This is a genomic window from Serratia sp. TSA_130.1, from assembly GCF_052691795.1.
Window position 1 is genome coordinate 78,373 of record NZ_JBQZFS010000007.1, and the last position, 18,351, is coordinate 96,723.

Below are 18,351 nucleotides of genomic sequence, written 5' to 3' on the forward strand. Positions count from 1 at the left end.
GCAGAAGAAGAGTGAATTTCATGTTAGCCTAACTGTCCGGGCAAAAGCCACGGATAGGGTGACATCAACAGAAAAAACAATGGCGATATGGAACTTCGTGTTCTATATGAACTCCAAGCGAGTGCTTGCTCAGGAAAATAATGTATGGCTGGCAGTACAATTTTACGCGTGGAGACGGATTTGGGGAGAGTTTACCTCGGATGAGCGAGCAGTTAACGGATCAAGTTCTGGTTGAGCGGGTCCAAAAGGGCGACCAGAAATCGTTTAACCTACTGGTAGTGCGCTATCAGCATAAGGTGGCGAGTCTCGTTTCCCGCTATGTGCCGCAGGGCGATGTGCCCGATGTGGTGCAGGAGTCGTTTATCAAGGCCTATCGCGCACTGGAATCGTTCCGTGGCGACAGCGCTTTTTATACCTGGTTGTATCGAATCGCCGTGAACACGGCAAAGAATTATCTGGTTGCTCAGGGGCGCCGTCCGCCATCCAGTGATGTGGACGCCAACGATGCGGAAAATTACGAAAGTGCGGGCGCACTGAAAGAAATTTCGAACCCTGAGAACTTAATGTTGTCAGAAGAGCTGAGACAGATAGTTTTCCGTACCATTGAGTCTCTCCCTGAGGATCTTCGCATGGCGATTACCCTGCGGGAGTTGGATGGTCTAAGCTACGAAGAGATAGCCGCCATCATGGATTGCCCGGTCGGAACCGTACGTTCGCGTATTTTCCGCGCCCGGGAAGCTATCGATAATAAAGTTCAACCGCTGATCCAGCGTTAGCAATGGCGGGCACAGGAAGGGTACTTAGGCATGCAGAAAGAAAAGCTTTCCGCTCTGATGGATGGTGAATCGTTCGACAGCGAGCTGTTGAGTTCTCTGTCGCAAGATCGAACGCTTCAGCAAAGCTGGCAGAGCTATCACCTGATACGTGACACACTGCGGGGTGATATCGGACAAGTGATGCATTTCGATATCGCCGATCGCGTCGCCGCTGCACTTGAGAAAGAACCTGCCCGGCTGGTGCCTTCCGCCGTCCAGGAATCTCAGCCGCAGCCTCACACCTGGCAGAAAATGCCGTTCTGGGACAAAGTGCGTCCTTGGGCGAGCCAGATTACGCAAATCGGCATGGCGGCCTGCGTGTCGCTGGCGGTCATCGTCGGCGTGCAGCACTACAACCAGCCTTCTGCGTCATCGAACGCGTCCGAATCGCCGGCCTTCACCACGCTGCCGATCATGGGCCAGGCCTCACCGGTCAGCCTGGGCGTTCCTGCCGACAGTTTCTCCACCGGCAGCGGCCAACAGCAGCAGGTGCAGGAACAGCGTAAGCGTATCAACGCCATGCTGCAGGACTATGAACTGCAACGTCGCCTGCATTCGGATCAGCTGCAGCTTGAGCAAAGCAATCCGCAACAGGCTGCCATTCAGGTTCCCGGAACTCAGTCTTTAGGAATGCAACAGCAGTAATGAAGCAAATCTGGTTCTCCGTTTGTTTATTGACGGGCAGCCTGCTCTATTCCAGCATCGCCCCGGCGCAGCCGACTGCGTCCGGGGCGTTATTGCAACAGATGAGCAGCGCCAGCCGTTCTCTCAATTACGAGCTCGCCTACATCAGCATCAGCAAGCAGGGAATCGAGTCGTTGCGCTATCGCCATGCGGTGATCGGCAACGTGCCGCTCGGCCAGCTGTTGCACATGGACGGCCCGCGCCGCGAAGTGCTGCAGCGCGGCGGCGGGATCAGCTACTTCGAACCCGGCCTGGAGCCGTTCACGCTCACCGGCGATCACATCGTCGATGCGCTGCCGGCGATCGTTTATGCCGATTTCACCCGCCTGGCCAAGTACTACGACTTCATCTCCGTGGGCAGCACCCGCATCGCCGATCGGCCGTGTGAAGTGCTGCGCGTGGTGGCGCGCGACGGTTCCCGCTACAGCTACATCGTCTGGATGGACGAGGACACCAAGCTGCCGCTGCGGGTGGATTTGCTTGATCGCGACGGCGAAACGCTGGAGCAATATCGGGTGATCTCCTTCGCGGTCGGCGCCGACGTGCAGGGCGCGATGCAGGGGCTGCTCAAAGCCAACCTGCCGCCGCTGCTGTCGCTGCCGGCGGTGGAAAACGTCCAGCTGAGCTGGAGCACCGGCTGGCTGCCGGCGGGGGTAGACGAGGTGGCGCGCAACCGCCGCAAATTGCCTAACGTCGCCGTGCCGGTTGAATCCCGCCTTTACAGCGACGGCTTGTTCAGCTTCTCGGTCAACGTCAGCCCGGCGGGCAGCGGAGCCGGGCAGCAGTACTACCGTCAAGGGCGCCGCACCATCCAGACCGAAGTGCGCGCGGGCAACGAAATCACGATTGTGGGCGAATTGCCGCCGGCGACGGCCAAACGCATCGCCGACAGCATTTCTTTCAAGGTATCGCCGTAATGATGAAAGAGTGGGCCACGGTGGTTTCGTGGCAACAGGGCGTAGCGCTGCTGCGCTGTGAACCCAAGGCCGGCTGCGGCAGCTGCACCGCGCGCTCCGGCTGTGGCGCGCGTGCGTTGAACGAGCTGGTGCCGGAAACCGAGCATCAGCTGCAGGTGCATATCGATCAGCCGCTCGAGCCGGGGCAGCGTGTCGAGGTCGGCATCGCGGAAGGCAGCCTGCTGCGCTCCGCCATGCTGGTTTACCTGACGCCGCTGCTGGGCATGATGCTGGGTGGCGCGTTATTGCAATATTGTTTCGGCAGCGACGCCTCGGCGGCAGTCGGCGCCGTGCTGGGCGGCGGGGTGGCCTTTATGCTGGCGCGCCGCTTGGCCCGGCGTCTGGGCGAGCAGGCCGACTATCAGCCGGTGGTGCTGCAGATTGGCTTACCGCCTACCGCACTGCGCATGCAGGCGGAAAACTCCCCGCTGATTTAAACCGACGGCCGCGTCATCGCCGGGTTGTGATAGGCGGGGATGCGGTTGTGGATCATATGTTCCAGCAGCGCGATGAACAGATCGGCACTGAGCAGCGAATCATCGTTGATAGCGAACAGCACATTGCCCTGGCCGTCGAATAAGCGGATGCCGCGCTGCGGATGATTTTCCAACGCGCGGATCTGCTCGATAGGCACGTTGCCCCGTTCAGTGGTCAGCAGGGTGGCGCTCAGCCGCAGCGTTTCGGTCGGCGTGCCTTGCCGTTTGCCGAGCAGCAACTGCCACAGCCAGCGTGCGTCGCCCTCAACCGTGTGAAACGACACCGTCTCCCCCTGATAGAGCGCGTTCAACGCCAATGGCCCGCGCTGCTGCAGCTGCTGATCGACGATCACGTCCGCCAGTCGCCACGAATGGGCGACATTGCTGAAGACCGTGCACCAGGGCTGATCCGCGCCGGCGCGGAACGCCGTGACGTCAAACAACCCGCCAAAAGCCTTGCCGCCGCGAAAGCGATAGATGTCGCCGATTTTCTCAAACGGAATGAAACGCTCTTTGTGATGGTGGCCGTCAAAGACCCGCACGCCGTGCTCGTAGAGCCGATACGTCAACACCGGGCGCAGGTAATGCCGCAGCGCCAGCAGCGTACAGCCGAGTAAAATTGTGCCCGCGCCGGCCTGCAACAGCGTGATGACGTCGTTCTCATCAATGCTGCTCAGCAGCGGCAGCACCAACAGCGCCGCACCCACGCTGAACAGCAGCGCCGCCGCCGCCAGAATGCCCCAGTTGACCTTCGAAAAATCGTGCCGGCTCAGCATTTGCCCTTTATCGATCATAATGCACCTTCCAATCAACGTACGCAGATATGCTGGTGAACCCCGGTGGGCTGCCGATGTAGTGCCCGGAATAATGTTTTGTCGCGGAGTTCATGCCCTTTCTATCCGAGGGACGGTGGTGGCGTATATGGGGTTTTTCCTAAAGGATGTGGGGCAAAATCGAATTCTAAGAGGTTGATCCAAATATTCTTTTTCGATAATTTCAGAAGGGGTTTATTGCGCTGCGGCCGGTTATGTATTAGCGCCGGAGTTTGACGGCCACGGAGCGCCTGCAAGCCTTGGGTTCAGGCCGTATAGCCCGTGTTAACATCTGTTTTCATCAGCCGGGGCGCCCTGTAACATTTAGCTGCGCATAATAGAATGCCTTCACTGCACCGATCGCTAGGTTTTCAGTGGTGTGGCATGTAGAATGCAGCGATTCAGGTGCAAGACGGCCTAACCCATTCACTGTCGCTTTAGGTCCATGCGGGTTTCTATAGGCGAGTAATTCAGAAATACCAAGGCAGAAAAACTTTTATAATGAAGCATATACGAAATTTCTCCATTATTGCCCATATTGACCACGGTAAGTCGACGCTGTCTGACCGCATTATCCAAATTTGCGGTGGCCTGTCCGACCGTGAAATGGCTGCGCAGGTGCTCGATTCCATGGATCTGGAGCGCGAGCGCGGCATCACCATCAAGGCGCAGAGCGTCACGCTGGATTACAAGGCGCTGGATGGGCAGACCTATCAGCTTAACTTTATCGACACCCCAGGCCACGTTGACTTCTCCTATGAAGTGTCCCGCTCGCTGGCGGCCTGCGAAGGCGCGCTGCTGGTGGTGGACGCCGGCCAGGGCGTAGAAGCCCAGACGCTGGCCAACTGCTACACCGCGATCGAAATGGATCTGGAAGTGGTGCCGGTGTTGAACAAAATCGACCTGCCGGCCGCCGATCCGGATCGCGCCGCGCAGGAAATTGAAGACATCGTCGGCATCGACGCCACCGATGCCGTGCGCTGCTCGGCCAAAACCGGCGTCGGCGTGCCCGACGTGCTGGAGCGCCTGGTGCGCGACATTCCTGCGCCGCAGGGCGATCCGGATGCGCCGCTGCAGGCGTTGATCATCGATTCTTGGTTCGATAACTACCTGGGCGTCGTGTCGCTGGTGCGCGTCAAGAACGGCACGCTGCGCAAGGGCGACAAGATCAAGGTCATGAGCACCGGCCAGGTGTACAACGCCGATCGTTTGGGCATTTTCACGCCGAAGCAGGTCGATCGCGACGTGCTGAACTGCGGCGAAGTGGGCTGGCTGGTCTGTGCGATCAAAGACATCCTCGGCGCGCCGGTGGGCGATACCCTGACGCAGGCGCGTCAGCCGGCGGATAAAGCGTTGCCGGGCTTCAAAAAAGTGAAGCCACAGGTGTACGCCGGTCTGTTCCCGATCAGCTCCGACGACTATGAATCTTTCCGCGATGCGCTGGGCAAGCTGAGCCTTAACGACGCCTCCCTGTTCTACGAACCGGAAAGCTCCACCGCGTTGGGCTTCGGCTTCCGCTGCGGCTTCCTTGGTCTGCTGCACATGGAGATCATTCAGGAGCGTCTGGAGCGTGAATACGATCTGGATCTGATCACCACCGCGCCGACGGTAGTCTACGAAGTGGAAACCACCGGCAAAGAAGTGATCTACGTCGACAGCCCATCCAAGCTGCCGCCGTTGAACAACATCCAGGAACTGCGCGAGCCGATCGCCGAATGCCACATGCTGATGCCGCAGGAATACCTGGGCAACGTCATCACCCTGTGCGTTGAGAAACGCGGCGTGCAGACCAACATGGTCTACCACGGCAACCAGGTGGCGTTGACCTATGAAATCCCGATGGCGGAAGTGGTGCTCGACTTCTTCGACCGCCTGAAGTCCACGTCGCGCGGTTATGCGTCGCTGGATTACAACTTCAAGCGCTTCCAGGCCTCCGACATGGTGCGCGTGGACGTGCTGATCAACAACGAGCGCGTGGATGCGCTGGCGCTGATCACCCACCGCGATAACTCGCAGTATCGCGGCCGTGAATTGGTGGAAAAGATGAAAGATCTGATCCCGCGTCAGCAGTTCGACATCGCGATTCAGGCGGCGATCGGCACGCACATCATCGCGCGCTCCACCGTGAAGCAGCTGCGTAAAAACGTGCTGGCGAAATGCTACGGCGGTGACGTCAGCCGTAAGAAAAAGCTGCTGCAGAAACAGAAAGACGGTAAGAAGCGCATGAAGCAGGTCGGCAACGTCGAGCTGCCGCAGGAAGCGTTCCTGGCCATTCTGCACGTCGGTAAAGACGGCAAGTAACCGCGACGAGTTCGCGAAACGAGGGAGTTTGCATGGCGAATATGTTTGCCCTGATCCTGGCGTTGGCCACCCTGGTCACCGGGATCATCTGGTGCTTCGAGCGCTTTAAATGGGCGCCGGCCCGCCGCGCGAAGATTGCGGCGGTCAACGAGCAGACCGCGGGCGCAGTAGACGATAAAACGCTGGCGAAAGTGGCTAAGCAGCCAGGCTGGGTAGAGACCGGGGCATCGGTCTTCCCGGTGTTGCTGCTGGTCTTTGTGGTGCGCTCGTTTATTTACGAACCGTTCCAAATCCCGTCCGGCTCAATGATGCCGACGCTGTTGATTGGCGATTTCATTCTGGTGGAGAAATATGCTTACGGCATTAAAGATCCGATAACCCAGACCACGCTAATTGAAACCGGTCATCCGAAGCGCGGCGATATTGCGGTATTTAAATATCCGCTGGATCCGAAGCTGGATTATATCAAGCGCGTGATTGGCCTGCCGGGCGACCGTATTACTTACGATCCGGTGAATAAGCGCGTTACGGTGCAGCCGTCGTGCAACAGCGGGCAGTCCTGCGATACCGCGCTGGCGGTCACCTACGCCGACGCGCAGCCGAGCGACTTCGTACAGCTGTTCAGCCGCAGCGGCATGGGCGAGGCCAGCAACGGTTTCTACCAGATCCCGCTGAATGACAACGTGCCGCAGGGCGGCATTCGTCTGCGTGAACGTCAGGAGAGCCTGGGCAACGTGACGCACCGCATCCTGACCGTGCCGGGCACGCAGGATCAGGTGGGCGCTTACTACCAACAGCCGGGCAAACCGCTGGCGGAGTGGGTGGTGCCGGCCGGGCATTACTTCATGATGGGCGACAACCGCGACAACAGCGCGGACAGCCGTTACTGGGGCTTTGTGCCGGAGAAGAATCTGGTGGGTAAAGCCACGGCCATCTGGATGAGCTTTGAAAAGCAGGAAGGCGAGTGGCCTACCGGCGTGCGTTTCAGCCGGATTGGCGGCATTCATTAATCGCTGATTTATTCCCTGTCAATTTCACGCCGCAGCCTGCTGCGGCGTGAAAGATTAAGGGGATATAAACACAGCATTATGTTTCCACTCGTTGTAGAATACTTTCTCGAGCGATAAAAGTTGGCTCCTGCTGGGAGCCACTGCAAACGAAACAGCTTTGGATCGGCTTTCGGCGAAGCAGGCCTGTTCCGTATGCTGCAAGTTTTTGACGCATTCTTGATCTATTGGTAACTCATGAACCCCATCGTAATAAACAGGCTGCAGCGGAAGCTGGGCTACACTTTTCAACAGCAGGAGCTTTTACTGCAGGCTTTGACTCACCGCAGCGCCAGCAGTAAACACAATGAACGTCTTGAGTTTCTGGGTGACTCGATTCTTAGCTTTGTCATCGCCAATGCGCTCTATCACCGCTTTCCTCGCGTAGACGAGGGCGATATGAGCCGCATGCGCGCCACGCTGGTGCGCGGCAACACGCTGGCGGAGATGGCGCGCGAGTTTGACCTGGGCGAATGTCTGCGGCTTGGGCCGGGCGAATTGAAAAGTGGTGGGTTCCGCCGCGAGTCAATCCTGGCGGATACGGTGGAGGCATTGATCGGCGGCGTGTTCCTGGACAGCGACATCCAGACCGTCGAGCGCCTGATTTTGGACTGGTATCGCAGCCGGTTGGACGAAATCAGCCCCGGTGATAAGCAGAAAGACCCGAAAACCCGTTTGCAGGAATTTTTGCAGGGGCGTCATCTGCCGTTGCCTTCTTATTTGGTGGTGCAGGTTCGCGGTGAAGCGCACGACCAAGAGTTTACCATCCACTGCCAGGTGAGTGGTTTGAGCGAGCCCGTGGTGGGCACCGGCTCGAGCCGCCGTAAAGCCGAGCAGGCGGCAGCGGAACAAGCGCTGAAAAAGCTGGAGCTTGAATGAGTGAAGTAAAACAACACTGCGGTTTTATCGCCATCGTCGGCCGCCCGAACGTGGGCAAATCGACGTTGCTGAACCAACTGCTGGGGCAGAAGGTTTCCATTACGTCGCGTAAGCCGCAGACGACCCGTCACCGCATCATGGGCATCGACACCGATGGCGCCTATCAGGCGATCTACGTCGATACCCCAGGGTTGCACATCGAAGAAAAACGCGCCATCAACCGTTTGATGAACCGCGCGGCCAGCAGCTCGATCGGCGACGTCGAACTGGTTATCTTCGTGGTTGAAGGCACCAACTGGACCGCCGACGACGAAATGGTGGTCAACAAGCTGCGCAGCCTGCGCTGCCCGGTATTGCTGGCGATCAACAAGGTAGATAACGTCACCGACAAATCCAAGCTGTTGCCGCACATCGCGTTCCTCAGCCAGCAGATGAATTTCCTCGACGTGGTGCCTATCTCCGCCGAGAAAGGGATGAACGTCGACACCATCGCCGGCATCGTGCGCAAGCTGCTGCCGGAAGCGGAACACCACTTCCCGGAAGACTACATCACCGATCGCTCCCAGCGCTTTATGGCGTCTGAGATCATTCGTGAGAAGCTGATGCGTTTCCTGGGTGAAGAGCTGCCGTATTCGGTGACGGTGGAAATCGAACAGTTCGTGGCCAACGATCGCGGCGGCTACGATGTGCACGGCCTGATCCTGGTCGAGCGCGAAGGCCAGAAGAAAATGGTCATCGGCAACAAGGGCGCCAAGATCAAAACCATCGGCATCGAAGCGCGCCAGGACATGGAACAGATGTTCGATGCCAAAGTGCATCTGGAGCTGTGGGTGAAAGTGAAATCCGGTTGGGCGGACGACGAACGTGCGCTGCGCAGCCTGGGCTATGTTGACGATCTGAAGTAACGCCGTGGACGGCTGGGAGCGCGCTTTCGTCCTGCATGGGCGGCCGTACAGTGAAACCAGTCTGATGCTGGATCTGTTTACCGAAGGTCATGGGCGGGTGCGCTTGCTGGCAAAAGGCGCGCGCAGCCGCCGCTCCAATCTGAAGGGTTGCCTGCAGCCCTTTACCCCCCTGTTAGTGCGCTGGGGCGGCCGCGGCGAAGTGAAAACGCTGCGTAACGCCGAAGCGGTCTCTCTCGGTTTACCCCTCAGCGGCATGATGCTTTACAGCGGCCTGTACGTGAACGAACTGCTGGCGCGCGTGCTGGAGCAGGAAACCAACTACTCGGTGCTGTTCTTCGACTACCTGCAATGCCTGCAGGCGCTGGCGGCGGAAGACAGCTCGCCGGAACAGGCGTTGCGCCAGTTCGAGCTGGCCTTGTTGCAGCACCTGGGTTACGGCCTCGATTTCCTGCACTGCGCCGGCAGCGGCCTGCCGGTGGATGACGCCATGACCTACCGCTACCGTGAAGAGAAAGGCTTTATCGCCAGCCTGGTGGTGGATCACTACAGCTTCACCGGGCGCGAACTGCGCGCGCTGGCGGAGCGGCAGTTTCCCGATGCCGAGACGCTGCGCGCCGCCAAGCGCTTCACCCGCATGGCGCTGAAACCCTACCTCGGCGGCAAGCCGTTGAAGAGCCGCGAACTGTTTCGCCAATTCGTGCGCAAACAGCCGAATACGCCGGTCGACGACGCCTGACCTTTTCCCCTTTTGCCGTTCTGCACCCGCGTGTAAACTGCTGGCACTGAAAATCGTATTTAGAGGTTGTCATGGCTGATTTACTGCTGGGCGTCAATATCGATCACATCGCCACGTTACGTAACGCGCGCGGAACCCAATACCCGGATCCGCTTCAGGCGGCATTCATTGCCGAACAGGCGGGGGCCGATGGCATTACCGTGCATCTGCGCGAAGATCGCCGCCACATCACCGACCGCGACGTGCGCTTGCTGCGCCAGACCATCCAGACGCGCATGAATCTGGAGATGGCGGTGACCGACGAGATGCTGGACATCGCCGTGGAGCTGAAGCCGCATTTCTGTTGCCTGGTACCGGAAAAGCGTGAAGAAGTGACTACCGAAGGCGGCCTGGACGTTGCCGGCCAGCTGGACAAAATGAGCGTGGCGGTCGAGCGCCTGGCGCAGGCGGGCATTCTGGTCTCGCTGTTCATCGATCCCGATCATCGCCAAATCGACGCGGCGGTGGCGGTGGGCGCCCCCTATATCGAAATCCACACCGGCGCCTACGCCGAAGCGCAGGGCGAGCTGGCGGTTCAGGCCGAGCTGCGCCGCATCGCGGTCGCCGCCGCCTACGCGGCCGAGAAGGGGCTGAAGGTCAACGCCGGCCACGGCCTGACCTATCACAACGTGCAGCCGATCGCCGCGCTGCCGGAAATGCACGAGCTGAACATCGGCCATGCGATTATCGGCCAGGCGGTGATGAGCGGGCTGCCGGCCGCGGTTGCCGACATGAAAGTGCTGATGCGGGAAGCGCGCCGGTAATGGCGGTGCTCGGGCTGGGTACCGACATCGTCGAGATGGCGCGTATCGAAGCGGTGGTGGAACGTAGCGGCGATCGTCTGGCGCGCCGCGTGCTGAGCGACGCCGAATGGGCGCTGTACCAGCAGCACCAGCAGCCGATTCGCTTTCTGGCCAAGCGTTTCGCCGTGAAAGAGGCCGCCGCCAAGGCGTTCGGCACCGGCATTCGCAACGGCCTGGCGTTCAATCAGTTCGAGGTGTTCAACGATGCGTTGGGCAAACCGAATATTCGTTTGCACGGCCGCGCCGCCGAGCTGGCGGGGGAGATGGGGGTCACCGCGATCCACGTTTCGCTGGCCGATGAACGGCGCTATGCCTGCGCGACGGTGATCGTCGAAAGCTGAAAATAGAAAGGGCGCCCTGCGGCGCCCTTGTCAGTCCTGCGGCGGGTTAAATGCGATCGGCGTGGTGCAACAACACGAACTTATCCCACAGCTGCTCATTAGTCTCGCGATGCTGCGGATCGGTAATGATGGTGTTGTCGATGGGGCAGACCTGCTGACAGGTTGGCGTATCGTAATGGCCAACGCACTCGGTGCAGCGGTCGGTATCGATTTGGTAGATCTCATCGCCCATCGAAATCGCCTGGTTCGGGCATTCCGGCTCGCACATGTCGCAGTTGATGCATTTGCGTGTGATTAGCAGGGCCATGGCGTATCTCTCATTATTAACAGGGGTATTTTTCGCAGCGGCGATTATACCGGTTAAACCAACTTTTTCATCAATTGTTCGCTGTGCCTGATACGGTCGCGGGCATGATCGAGGTCGTGCTGGATCAGCGCCATAAACAGCAGGTCGGTGAGAGCGTACTGAGCGGTGCTGGAAGAGATGGCCGCGCTGCGGGTGCGGGGCTCTTCGGCGATGGTATAGAGGCAGTGATCGGCGCGTTGCTGCAGGCCGTTGGGCGAGAAGCTGGTAAGCGCCAGCACCCTGGCGCCGGCCTGGCGCGCTTCTTCCGCCGCCAGATTGATTTCACGCCGCTCGCCGCTGAAGGAGATCGCCACCAGCAGATCGCGTTTGTCCAGCGCCTGCACCGCCGCCAGTTGAACGTGCATATCCGCTTCGGCCACCGCCATCACCCCGATTTTCAGCAGCTTGAAGGAAAAATCCTTGGCCACCAGCCCGGAGGCGCCGATGCCGATCAGCATCACCCGGCGCGCCTGGCGCAGCATGTCCAGCGCCTGATGCAGCCGTTCTTCGCTGTTGATGTCCAGCGTCGCGCGCAGCGCCGCCTGCTTTTCCGCCAACAGCTTTTCACCGACGGTTTTCAGCGTGTCGCTGCTGAGAATGTGGTTATGAACGGTCACTACCGGTTCTGCCTGCGGCTGGGCCAGCGTCTCGCTCAGCGCCAGCTTCAGCGCCGGGAAACCTTTATAGCCCAGCTTTTGGGCGAACTTCACCACGCTCGACTGGCTGACGCCGGCCAGCTGGGCCAGCTTTTGCGAGCTGAGATGGCGCGCCTGTTCGGCGTTGTTCAGCAAAAAATCCGCCAGCTTGCGGTCGTTTTGCGCCAGTGTCGGATACATCTGGCGAATGCGCAGAAGGGTACTCATTGATCTTTCCCTGGAAACCAGCGGCCATTTTGCCACGCAGGCAGCGAAAACGCGCGGTGAAAATTTTTGTGAGCTCGTCGTTAAAATAGCAAATAGCGCTCGCTTTGTTGAATAAAATATTCAAATATTGATTTAATTTTGTGAATTAAAAATTCAAAGGTGAACAGATGAACTTAGGCGCACTGGTATCGGAAACCCGCAACCCGGCCACCATGGGGCTGGATGAGATGTCGACGCTGGACATGGTCCGCTGCTTTAACCAGGAAGATCGCAAGGTGCCGGAGGCGATTGAAAAGGTGCTGCCGGCGATCGCGCAGGCGGTCGATTTGGCCGCGGTGGCGCTGAAGGCCGGCGGGCGGCTGATTTATTTGGGCGCCGGCACCAGCGGGCGCCTGGGCGTATTGGATGCCTCCGAGTGCCCGCCGACCTTCGGCGTGCCGCACGGTGTGGTGGTGGGGCTAATCGCCGGCGGGCCGGGTGCGCTGCTCAAAGCGGTGGAAGGGGCGGAAGATGACGCAGCCCTGGGCGAGGCCGACCTCCGGGCGCTGAACCTGACCGCCGTCGATATGGTGGTGGGGTTGGCGGCCTCGGGGCGCACGCCTTACGTGATCGGCGCGCTGCGCTATGCGCGCGGGCTGGGTTGCCCGACGGCGGCCATCTCCTGCAACCCGGATTCGCCGATCGCGCACGAAGCGCAGGTGGCGATCTCGCCGGTGGTGGGGCCGGAGGCGCTGACCGGTTCAACGCGTCTGAAATCCGGCACCGCGCAGAAGCTGGTGCTCAACATGCTGTCGACCGGCGCGATGGTCAAGCTGGGCAAGGTCTACCAGAACCTGATGGTGGACGTGAAGGCCACCAACGTCAAACTGGTGGATCGCGCCTGCCGCATCGTGGTGGAGGCCACCGGCGCCGAACGCGCTCAGGCGGAGGCGGCGCTGGCGCAGACCGGCTTTGAGGTCAAACCGGCGATCCTGATGATTTTAGCCGGCGTCAGCGCCGATGAGGCGCAGCAGCGGCTGCAGCGGCACGACGGCTACCTGCGCGCGGCGTTGGCGCGTTAATTCACGGTGGGGGCGGCGATGGACAAGACAACGGCATTGGCGACACAGATCCTGGCGGGCGTGGGGGGCGAGGGCAATATCCTCAAACTGGAGAACTGCATGACGCGGGTGCGCGTCGAGGTCAGCGACGAACAGCGTCTGGATCTGGCGGCCCTCAAGCAGTTGCCCGGCGTGAAGGGCTATATCAAGCAGGGTGAACAGCATCAGTTTATCGTCGGCCCGGGCGCCGCCGCCAAGGTGGTGGACGCCATGCGCGCTTTGCTGAGCGGCAGCGCGCAGCCCGCCGTTGGTGACGCCGCCCGCACCAAGGCGCAGGCCAAACAGAAATACGCGGCGCCGATGAGCGGCGCGCTGAAAAAGCTGGCCGACGTTTTTATTCCGCTGATCCCGGCGTTTATCGCCTCGGGGCTGATCACCGGCATCATCAACCTGCTGAAACGGCCCGACATCGCCGGACAGTTGGCGTTGGACTACCCGAACGCGCTGGGGCTGCTGGCGATCTTCGGCAGCGCGGTGTTCGCCATCATGAACATTCTGGTTGGGGTGAACGCCGCGCGGGTGTTCGGCGGCTCACAGGCGATGGGCGGCGTGATGGCCGGGATCCTTTCCAGCCCGGCGCTGGCGCAGATCACCCTGTTCGGCGAGGCGCTGCAGCCGGGGCGCGGCGGGGTGATCGCCGTACTGCTGGTGGTGGCGTTGATGTGCTGGGTGGAGAAACGCCTGCGCACGCTGCTGCCGGAGTCGGTCGAACTGATCCTCAATCCGCTGCTGACCACGCTGGTGACCGCCTCGTTGGCGATCCTGATCCTGCAGCCGATCGGCGGCGCCATTTCCGATGCCATCGCCCACGGCGCCAATCTGGCGATCGACAAGGGCGGGCTGCTTGTCGGGGCGCTGCTCTCCGGGCTGTTCCTGCCGCTGGTGCTGTCCGGCTTGCACCAGGGGCTGGTGCCGATCCACGTCGAGCTGGTGCAGGCGCACGGTTCCAACCCGCTGTTGCCGATCCTGGCGATGGCCGGCGTCGGTCAGGTGGGGGCGGCGCTGGCGGTGCTGTTGAAAACCCGTAACGCGCGGCTGAAGAAGGTGATCAAAGGGGCGTTGCCGGTCGGCATTCTCGGCATCGGCGAGCCGCTGATCTTCGGGGTGACGCTGCCGCTGGGCCGGCCGTTTATCGGCGCCTGCCTCGGCGGTGCGGTAGGCGGCGCGCTGATCAGCTACTGGAAAGTGGCGACGGTGATTACCTTTGGCATTTCGGGGCTGCCTTTGGCGTTGACCATCGTCTCAGGTAAGGTGATGTTGTATCTGGCGGGGATGCTGATTACGATTATCGCCGGTTTTCTCTTCACCTGGATGATGGGGTTCAACGATCCCGAGGAGTAGCGTTTGAGCGACAAGCAGCAACCATCGGCCGCAGCAGGGCGCCGCGTGGTCTTTTTCGATCTGGACGGCACTCTGCATCAGGAGGATATGTTCGGCAGTTTCTTGCGTTTCCTGCTGCGCCGTTTACCGCTGAATTTGCTGCTGGTGATACCGCTGTTGCCATTGATTGGTCTGGCGCTGTTGCTGCTGGGGCGCGCCGCGCGCTGGCCGATGAGCCTGTTGTTGTGGGCTATCACCTTCGGGCGTACCGAAGTGACGCTGAAGGCGCTGGAGCGGCAGTTCATCGAGGTTTTCCGCCAGAGGGTGACTGCGTTTCCGGTGGTGCAAATGCGCTTGCGGCAGTATCTGGATGAGCACGATGCCGAGGTGTGGCTGATTACCGGCTCGCCGGAGCAACTGGTGGCGCAGGTGTATCGGGATTCGGCGTTTCTGCCGCGGGTGCGGTTGGTCGGCAGCCGCATCGCGCGCCGCTATGGCGGCTGGGTGCTGACCTTGCGCTGTCTGGGCGTACAAAAAGTGGTGCAGCTGGAGCAACGGCTCGGCGCGGCGCTGAAGCTGTACAGCGGTTACAGCGACAGCAAGCAGGATAACCCGCTGCTGTTTTTTTGCGAGCACCGTTGGCGGGTGAGCAAGCAGGGCGAGCTGCAGCAGCTGGAATAAACAAAGGGCGGAGAATTCCGCCCTTTGCTGTTACCGCTGCCGCGATCAGTCGTCGGTTACGTCGTGCGGTTTGCGTCCGAGCTGCCAAATCTTCTCCGCATAATGCCCCAACGCCCACAGGCTCAGGCCGAGCAGCGCGAAGAAAATCGTCTTCGGCATGCTGTCCCAGAAAAACTCGAACAGGCGGGTATAGAGGTTGATGCCGAGAAAGGTCAGCCCGAAACCGCGCAGCATGGCGTCGTCATGCTTCAACCCCAGCCAGATGGCGGTGAAGGCGGCCAGCCCGAACAGCAGGCTCCAGTGGAACAGCTCAATCTGGCGCGCGCGGTACCAGCTGTCGAGATCGCCGTAGTTGCCGAAGATGGACAGCAGCCACAGCGCGATGAACAGGTACAGCAGGCCCATCGCCAGCGACACCCGCTGCAGGCCGCGCTGCGCCAATAGCGGCCGCAGCAGCAATGCGGCGGCGATCAGCACCGCGCCGAAGGCGATAAAGCGAATCGGGTAGCTCATGCCGAGCCAGTAGGCGCCCCAGCCGGACAGGTAGCCGGTCTCGGCTCCGAAGGCGTTGCCGAGCGACAGCAGGGCGAACCACCATACCAGCCCGGAGCGGCTGAACCAGCCGATGGCGCCGTACAGCAGCGCGGCGACCAGCAGCAGCACGGAAACCCGCCCGCTGCCGTTATCCAGCCAGACGCCCAGTTGCCATAAGGCGCAGGCGGTGAGCAACACGGCGACAAACAGCGCCGCCTCATTGCCGTAGCGTTTTTCCGGGTGGCGTTGACGACGACGCAGCGCCCAGACGTAGGCCAGCGCCGCCAGTACGCCGGCGATCGCCATGCGCACCGGCGCGTCGAAGCGGAACAGTTCGCTCAGCCATTCAAGCAGTGCGCTGTCGGCGAACAGGCTGGTGACGGCGATCAGCAACGAGGCCAGCGCGGCGAGAAACGCATAGCGCGCCAGCCGTCGCCAGTCGAAAGGCTGCACGTCCACATGCAGCAGCAGTTGCTGTTGTTGCTCGGGGGTCAAGGCGCCTTCCCCAACCCAGCCGTCCAGCGCCTTGCGCACCACGACGGCGTTCTTTTTACTGAGTTTCATGTTTCTTGTCCCTGAATCACACGCTGATGTGGCCAGTATAGCCATTGGCGGGCGGCTACGACAAAGGGAGGCTAGTGTGTATAATGCCCGCCGCAAAAGCGCACGAGGAATTATGCGATGACTGAATATAACGATGAGTACTGGATGCGTCAGGCATTGCAGCTGGCCCTGCGCGCGCAGGAAGAGGGCGAGGTGCCGGTGGGTGCGCTGCTGGTGCTGGACAATCAGGTGATCGGCGAGGGCTGGAACCGGCCGATCGGCCGGCACGATCCTACCGCGCACGCCGAGATCATGGCGCTGCGGCAGGGCGGCGCGGTGCTGCAAAACTACCGCTTGTTGAACGCCACGCTGTACGTCACGCTGGAACCCTGCGTGATGTGCGCCGGCGCGATGGTGCACAGCCGCATCCGCCGGTTGGTGTACGGCGCCGCCGACGAGAAAACCGGCGCGGCCGGTTCGCTGGTGGATATTTTGCGCCATCCGGGCATGAATCATCAGGTGGAGATCGTCTCGGGCGTGCTGGCGGACGAATGCGCCGCCACCCTGAGCAATTTCTTCCGCCTGCGCCGCGAACAGAAAAAAGCGCTCAAGCTGGCGCAGCGGGCGGCGGATAAGCCGGAATAATCAGTAGTTGAGCGCCAGTTCCGGCATCACCGTCGGATAGCCTTTTCCCAACGCTTCCTGCTCGGCGGCCGCTTGCGCCGCCTTTCTCTCTTTTTCCTGCAGATAACCCACCAGGCTGACCTGGTAGCGGCGGATGTTTTCTACATAGTTGTAGGCTTCACGCCCGCGCGCATAGCCATAGGTCAGCTGCGGGTAGTAGCGCTTTTGGCTGAGCATCGGCAGGCGCTGTTTGACGTCGACCCAGCTGTCCGGATTGCCTTTTTGCGTTTTGGTCAGCTTGCGTGCGTCCAGCATATGGCCCCAGCCCATGTTGTAGGCCGCCAGCGAGAACCAGATGCGCTCATCTTCCGGCACGCTGTCCGGCACCTTGGCCATCAGCCGCTGCAGGTACAGGGCGCCACCCTGAATGCTCTCTTCCGGATCGAGGCGATCGTTGATCCCCAGGCCGTCGGCGGTGGCGCGGGTCAGCATCATCAGGCCGCGCACGCCGGTGGGGGAGGTGGCCTGCGGATTCCAGTGCGATTCCTGATAGGCGATGGCCGCCAGCAGCTTCCAGTCGATCTCGTTGGCGTGTTTCTCGAACAGCGGGCGGAAGTTGGGCAGCACCGAGTCGATGGCCGACAGGAAGGTTTTGGTATCCACGTAGTCGAAGCTGCCGACGTGGCCGAGGTATTTCTCTTCCAGCCGCGCCAGGGTGCCGTCGTCCACCATTTGACTGTAGAAATCCAGCATCGCCGCGTACAGGCTGTCGTCGCCGTCGCGTTTGAGGTACCAGGTGACCGGCTCTTCGTCGGTGACGTCGAACGCCACCGCCAGCTGCGGATGGATGCGCTGCAGCAACGCGATGGTCACCGAATCGCCGAGGGTATAGTCCAGCTTGCCGTCGGCAACCCGCTCCAGCAGCTCTTTGGAGGTGAGATCGCTGGAGGACTCCCAGGCGAGATCCGGGTATTTATCCTGTTTGAGCTGCTTTAGCGTGCTGACGTGCGCGGAACCGGAGGCGACCGCCAGCTTGCCTTTGATGTCGGCGAAGCCTTTTGGCCGCGGGGTGCCCAGCCGGTACACCAGCTGTTGGGAAACGGAGTAGTAGGCGGGGCCGGTGCGCGCGCGGCTGAGGCGCTCCTGGTTGTAGATAAGGCCCGCCGCCAGCAGGTCAGCGTCGTCGTCGTCCAGATCGTCGAACAGGTCATTGATGTTCTGATGGGGGATCACCACCAGTTTTACCCCGAGGTAGTTGGCGAAGCGCTTGGCCAGTTCGTAGTCGAGCCCACCCGGCCCTTGCTTGGTGTTGAAATAGGTCAGCGGTGAGTTCAGCGTGCTGATACGCAACTCGCCGCGGGAAATGATCTCCTGGAGTTGCCCGCCCTGGCCGCTGCGCCAGGTGATATTGGGCCACAGCGCGAGAGCCAGAAGCAGGGTGACAACGCCGATGAGGATGTAGTTTATTTTAAGACGTTTCAAATAGTTATCCAGTGGTGGCACAGGTACGCCGGCGACGACAACCGCGACTTTTCTCATGGTTAAAT

Annotated in this window: 20 protein-coding genes; 15 read left to right on the forward strand and 5 right to left on the reverse strand. The window is 60.7% G+C overall.

The features are described from left to right. Positions 1-200: 200 nt before the first annotated feature. From rpoE to rseC, 4 genes are read left to right on the forward strand one after another with little or no spacing between them, the layout of a single operon-like run. The gene (rpoE, locus tag ACUTQY_RS20665; protein ID WP_004929136.1) at positions 201-776 is read left to right on the forward strand and encodes an RNA polymerase sigma factor RpoE; all 576 of its coding nucleotides are present in this window, start codon (positions 201-203) and stop codon (positions 774-776) included. Between the two features lie 30 nt (positions 777-806). Further along, entirely contained in the window at positions 807-1,460 is a 654-nt protein-coding gene (gene rseA / locus ACUTQY_RS20670) for an anti-sigma-E factor RseA (RefSeq protein WP_033644125.1), read from the forward strand. Further along, positions 1,460-2,416, forward strand: a complete 957-nt coding sequence (gene rseB, locus ACUTQY_RS20675) for a sigma-E factor regulatory protein RseB (protein WP_025303948.1) — start codon at positions 1,460-1,462, stop codon at positions 2,414-2,416. Before rseA ends, rseB begins: the two co-directional genes overlap by 1 nt. After that, a complete protein-coding gene (gene rseC, locus ACUTQY_RS20680; protein ID WP_033644124.1) occupies positions 2,416-2,892 on the forward strand; it encodes a SoxR-reducing system protein RseC in 477 nt (158 codons plus the stop codon). The genes rseB and rseC overlap by 1 nt, the downstream gene beginning before the upstream one ends. Here the strand turns inward: rseC and ACUTQY_RS20685 are convergent. Further along, positions 2,889-3,725: a hypothetical protein gene (locus ACUTQY_RS20685; protein WP_033644123.1), complete on the reverse strand. Its 837-nt coding sequence runs from the start codon at positions 3,723-3,725 to the stop codon at positions 2,889-2,891. The genes rseC and ACUTQY_RS20685 overlap by 4 nt on opposite strands. Before the next feature lie 519 nt (positions 3,726-4,244). Here ACUTQY_RS20685 and lepA point away from each other — a divergent pair. From lepA to acpS, 7 genes are all read left to right on the forward strand, one after another. Beyond that, positions 4,245-6,044 (forward strand): translation elongation factor 4, encoded by a 1,800-nt coding sequence (gene lepA, locus ACUTQY_RS20690; protein ID WP_019452315.1) that lies wholly within the window; start codon positions 4,245-4,247, stop codon positions 6,042-6,044. A gap of 32 nt (positions 6,045-6,076) precedes the next feature. Continuing rightward, entirely contained in the window at positions 6,077-7,054 is a 978-nt protein-coding gene (gene lepB / locus ACUTQY_RS20695; protein ID WP_033644122.1) for a signal peptidase I, read from the forward strand. 234 nt (positions 7,055-7,288) lie between these two features. Continuing rightward, the gene (rnc, locus tag ACUTQY_RS20700) at positions 7,289-7,969 is read left to right on the forward strand and encodes a ribonuclease III (RefSeq protein WP_004929158.1); all 681 of its coding nucleotides are present in this window, start codon (positions 7,289-7,291) and stop codon (positions 7,967-7,969) included. Then, on the forward strand, positions 7,966-8,874 hold the full coding sequence (gene era, locus ACUTQY_RS20705; protein WP_004929162.1) for a GTPase Era: 909 nt from the start codon (positions 7,966-7,968) through the stop codon (positions 8,872-8,874). The genes rnc and era overlap by 4 nt, the downstream gene beginning before the upstream one ends. Positions 8,875-8,878: 4 nt before the next feature. Further along, positions 8,879-9,610 (forward strand): DNA repair protein RecO, encoded by a 732-nt coding sequence (gene recO, locus ACUTQY_RS20710; RefSeq protein ID WP_015378804.1) that lies wholly within the window; start codon positions 8,879-8,881, stop codon positions 9,608-9,610. A gap of 71 nt (positions 9,611-9,681) precedes the next feature. Then, positions 9,682-10,413 (forward strand): pyridoxine 5'-phosphate synthase, encoded by a 732-nt coding sequence (gene pdxJ / locus ACUTQY_RS20715; protein ID WP_046687673.1) that lies wholly within the window; start codon positions 9,682-9,684, stop codon positions 10,411-10,413. Continuing rightward, positions 10,413-10,793, forward strand: a complete 381-nt coding sequence (acpS, locus tag ACUTQY_RS20720; RefSeq protein WP_004929169.1) for a holo-ACP synthase — start codon at positions 10,413-10,415, stop codon at positions 10,791-10,793. The genes pdxJ and acpS overlap by 1 nt, the downstream gene beginning before the upstream one ends. Positions 10,794-10,839: 46 nt before the next feature. On the opposite strand, the gene ACUTQY_RS20725 is transcribed toward acpS, so the two are convergent. Further along, positions 10,840-11,100, reverse strand: coding sequence for a YfhL family 4Fe-4S dicluster ferredoxin (locus tag ACUTQY_RS20725; RefSeq protein WP_046687672.1), 261 nt, complete (start codon positions 11,098-11,100; stop codon positions 10,840-10,842). 53 nt (positions 11,101-11,153) lie between these two features. After that, entirely contained in the window at positions 11,154-12,002 is an 849-nt protein-coding gene (locus ACUTQY_RS20730; RefSeq protein WP_033644119.1) for a MurR/RpiR family transcriptional regulator, read from the reverse strand. A 167-nt stretch (positions 12,003-12,169) separates the two neighbouring features. Here ACUTQY_RS20730 and murQ point away from each other — a divergent pair, with 167 nt between their 5' ends. Genes murQ through yfhb form a run of 3 tightly spaced genes read left to right on the forward strand, consistent with a single transcriptional unit; the run spans position 12,170 to position 15,103 of the window. Further along, entirely contained in the window at positions 12,170-13,063 is an 894-nt protein-coding gene (gene murQ, locus ACUTQY_RS20735) for an N-acetylmuramic acid 6-phosphate etherase (RefSeq protein ID WP_033644118.1), read from the forward strand. 18 nt (positions 13,064-13,081) lie between these two features. Further along, positions 13,082-14,443, forward strand: a complete 1,362-nt coding sequence (locus ACUTQY_RS20740; protein ID WP_033644117.1) for a PTS transporter subunit EIIC — start codon at positions 13,082-13,084, stop codon at positions 14,441-14,443. Between the two features lie 3 nt (positions 14,444-14,446). Further along, the gene (gene yfhb, locus ACUTQY_RS20745; protein WP_445583314.1) at positions 14,447-15,103 is read left to right on the forward strand and encodes a phosphatidylglycerophosphatase C; all 657 of its coding nucleotides are present in this window, start codon (positions 14,447-14,449) and stop codon (positions 15,101-15,103) included. Positions 15,104-15,148: 45 nt separating this feature from the next. On the opposite strand, the gene ACUTQY_RS20750 is transcribed toward yfhb, so the two are convergent. Further along, entirely contained in the window at positions 15,149-16,201 is a 1,053-nt protein-coding gene (locus tag ACUTQY_RS20750; protein ID WP_046687671.1) for a DUF2157 domain-containing protein, read from the reverse strand. A 117-nt stretch (positions 16,202-16,318) separates the two neighbouring features. On the opposite strand from ACUTQY_RS20750, the gene tadA reads away from it, so the two are divergent. Next, positions 16,319-16,825: a tRNA adenosine(34) deaminase TadA gene (tadA, locus tag ACUTQY_RS20755; protein WP_033644114.1), complete on the forward strand. Its 507-nt coding sequence runs from the start codon at positions 16,319-16,321 to the stop codon at positions 16,823-16,825. Here the strand turns inward: tadA and mltF are convergent, their stop codons facing one another. Continuing rightward, a complete protein-coding gene (mltF, locus tag ACUTQY_RS20760) occupies positions 16,826-18,286 on the reverse strand; it encodes a membrane-bound lytic murein transglycosylase MltF (RefSeq protein ID WP_046687670.1) in 1,461 nt (486 codons plus the stop codon). Positions 18,287-18,351 lie beyond the last annotated feature (65 nt).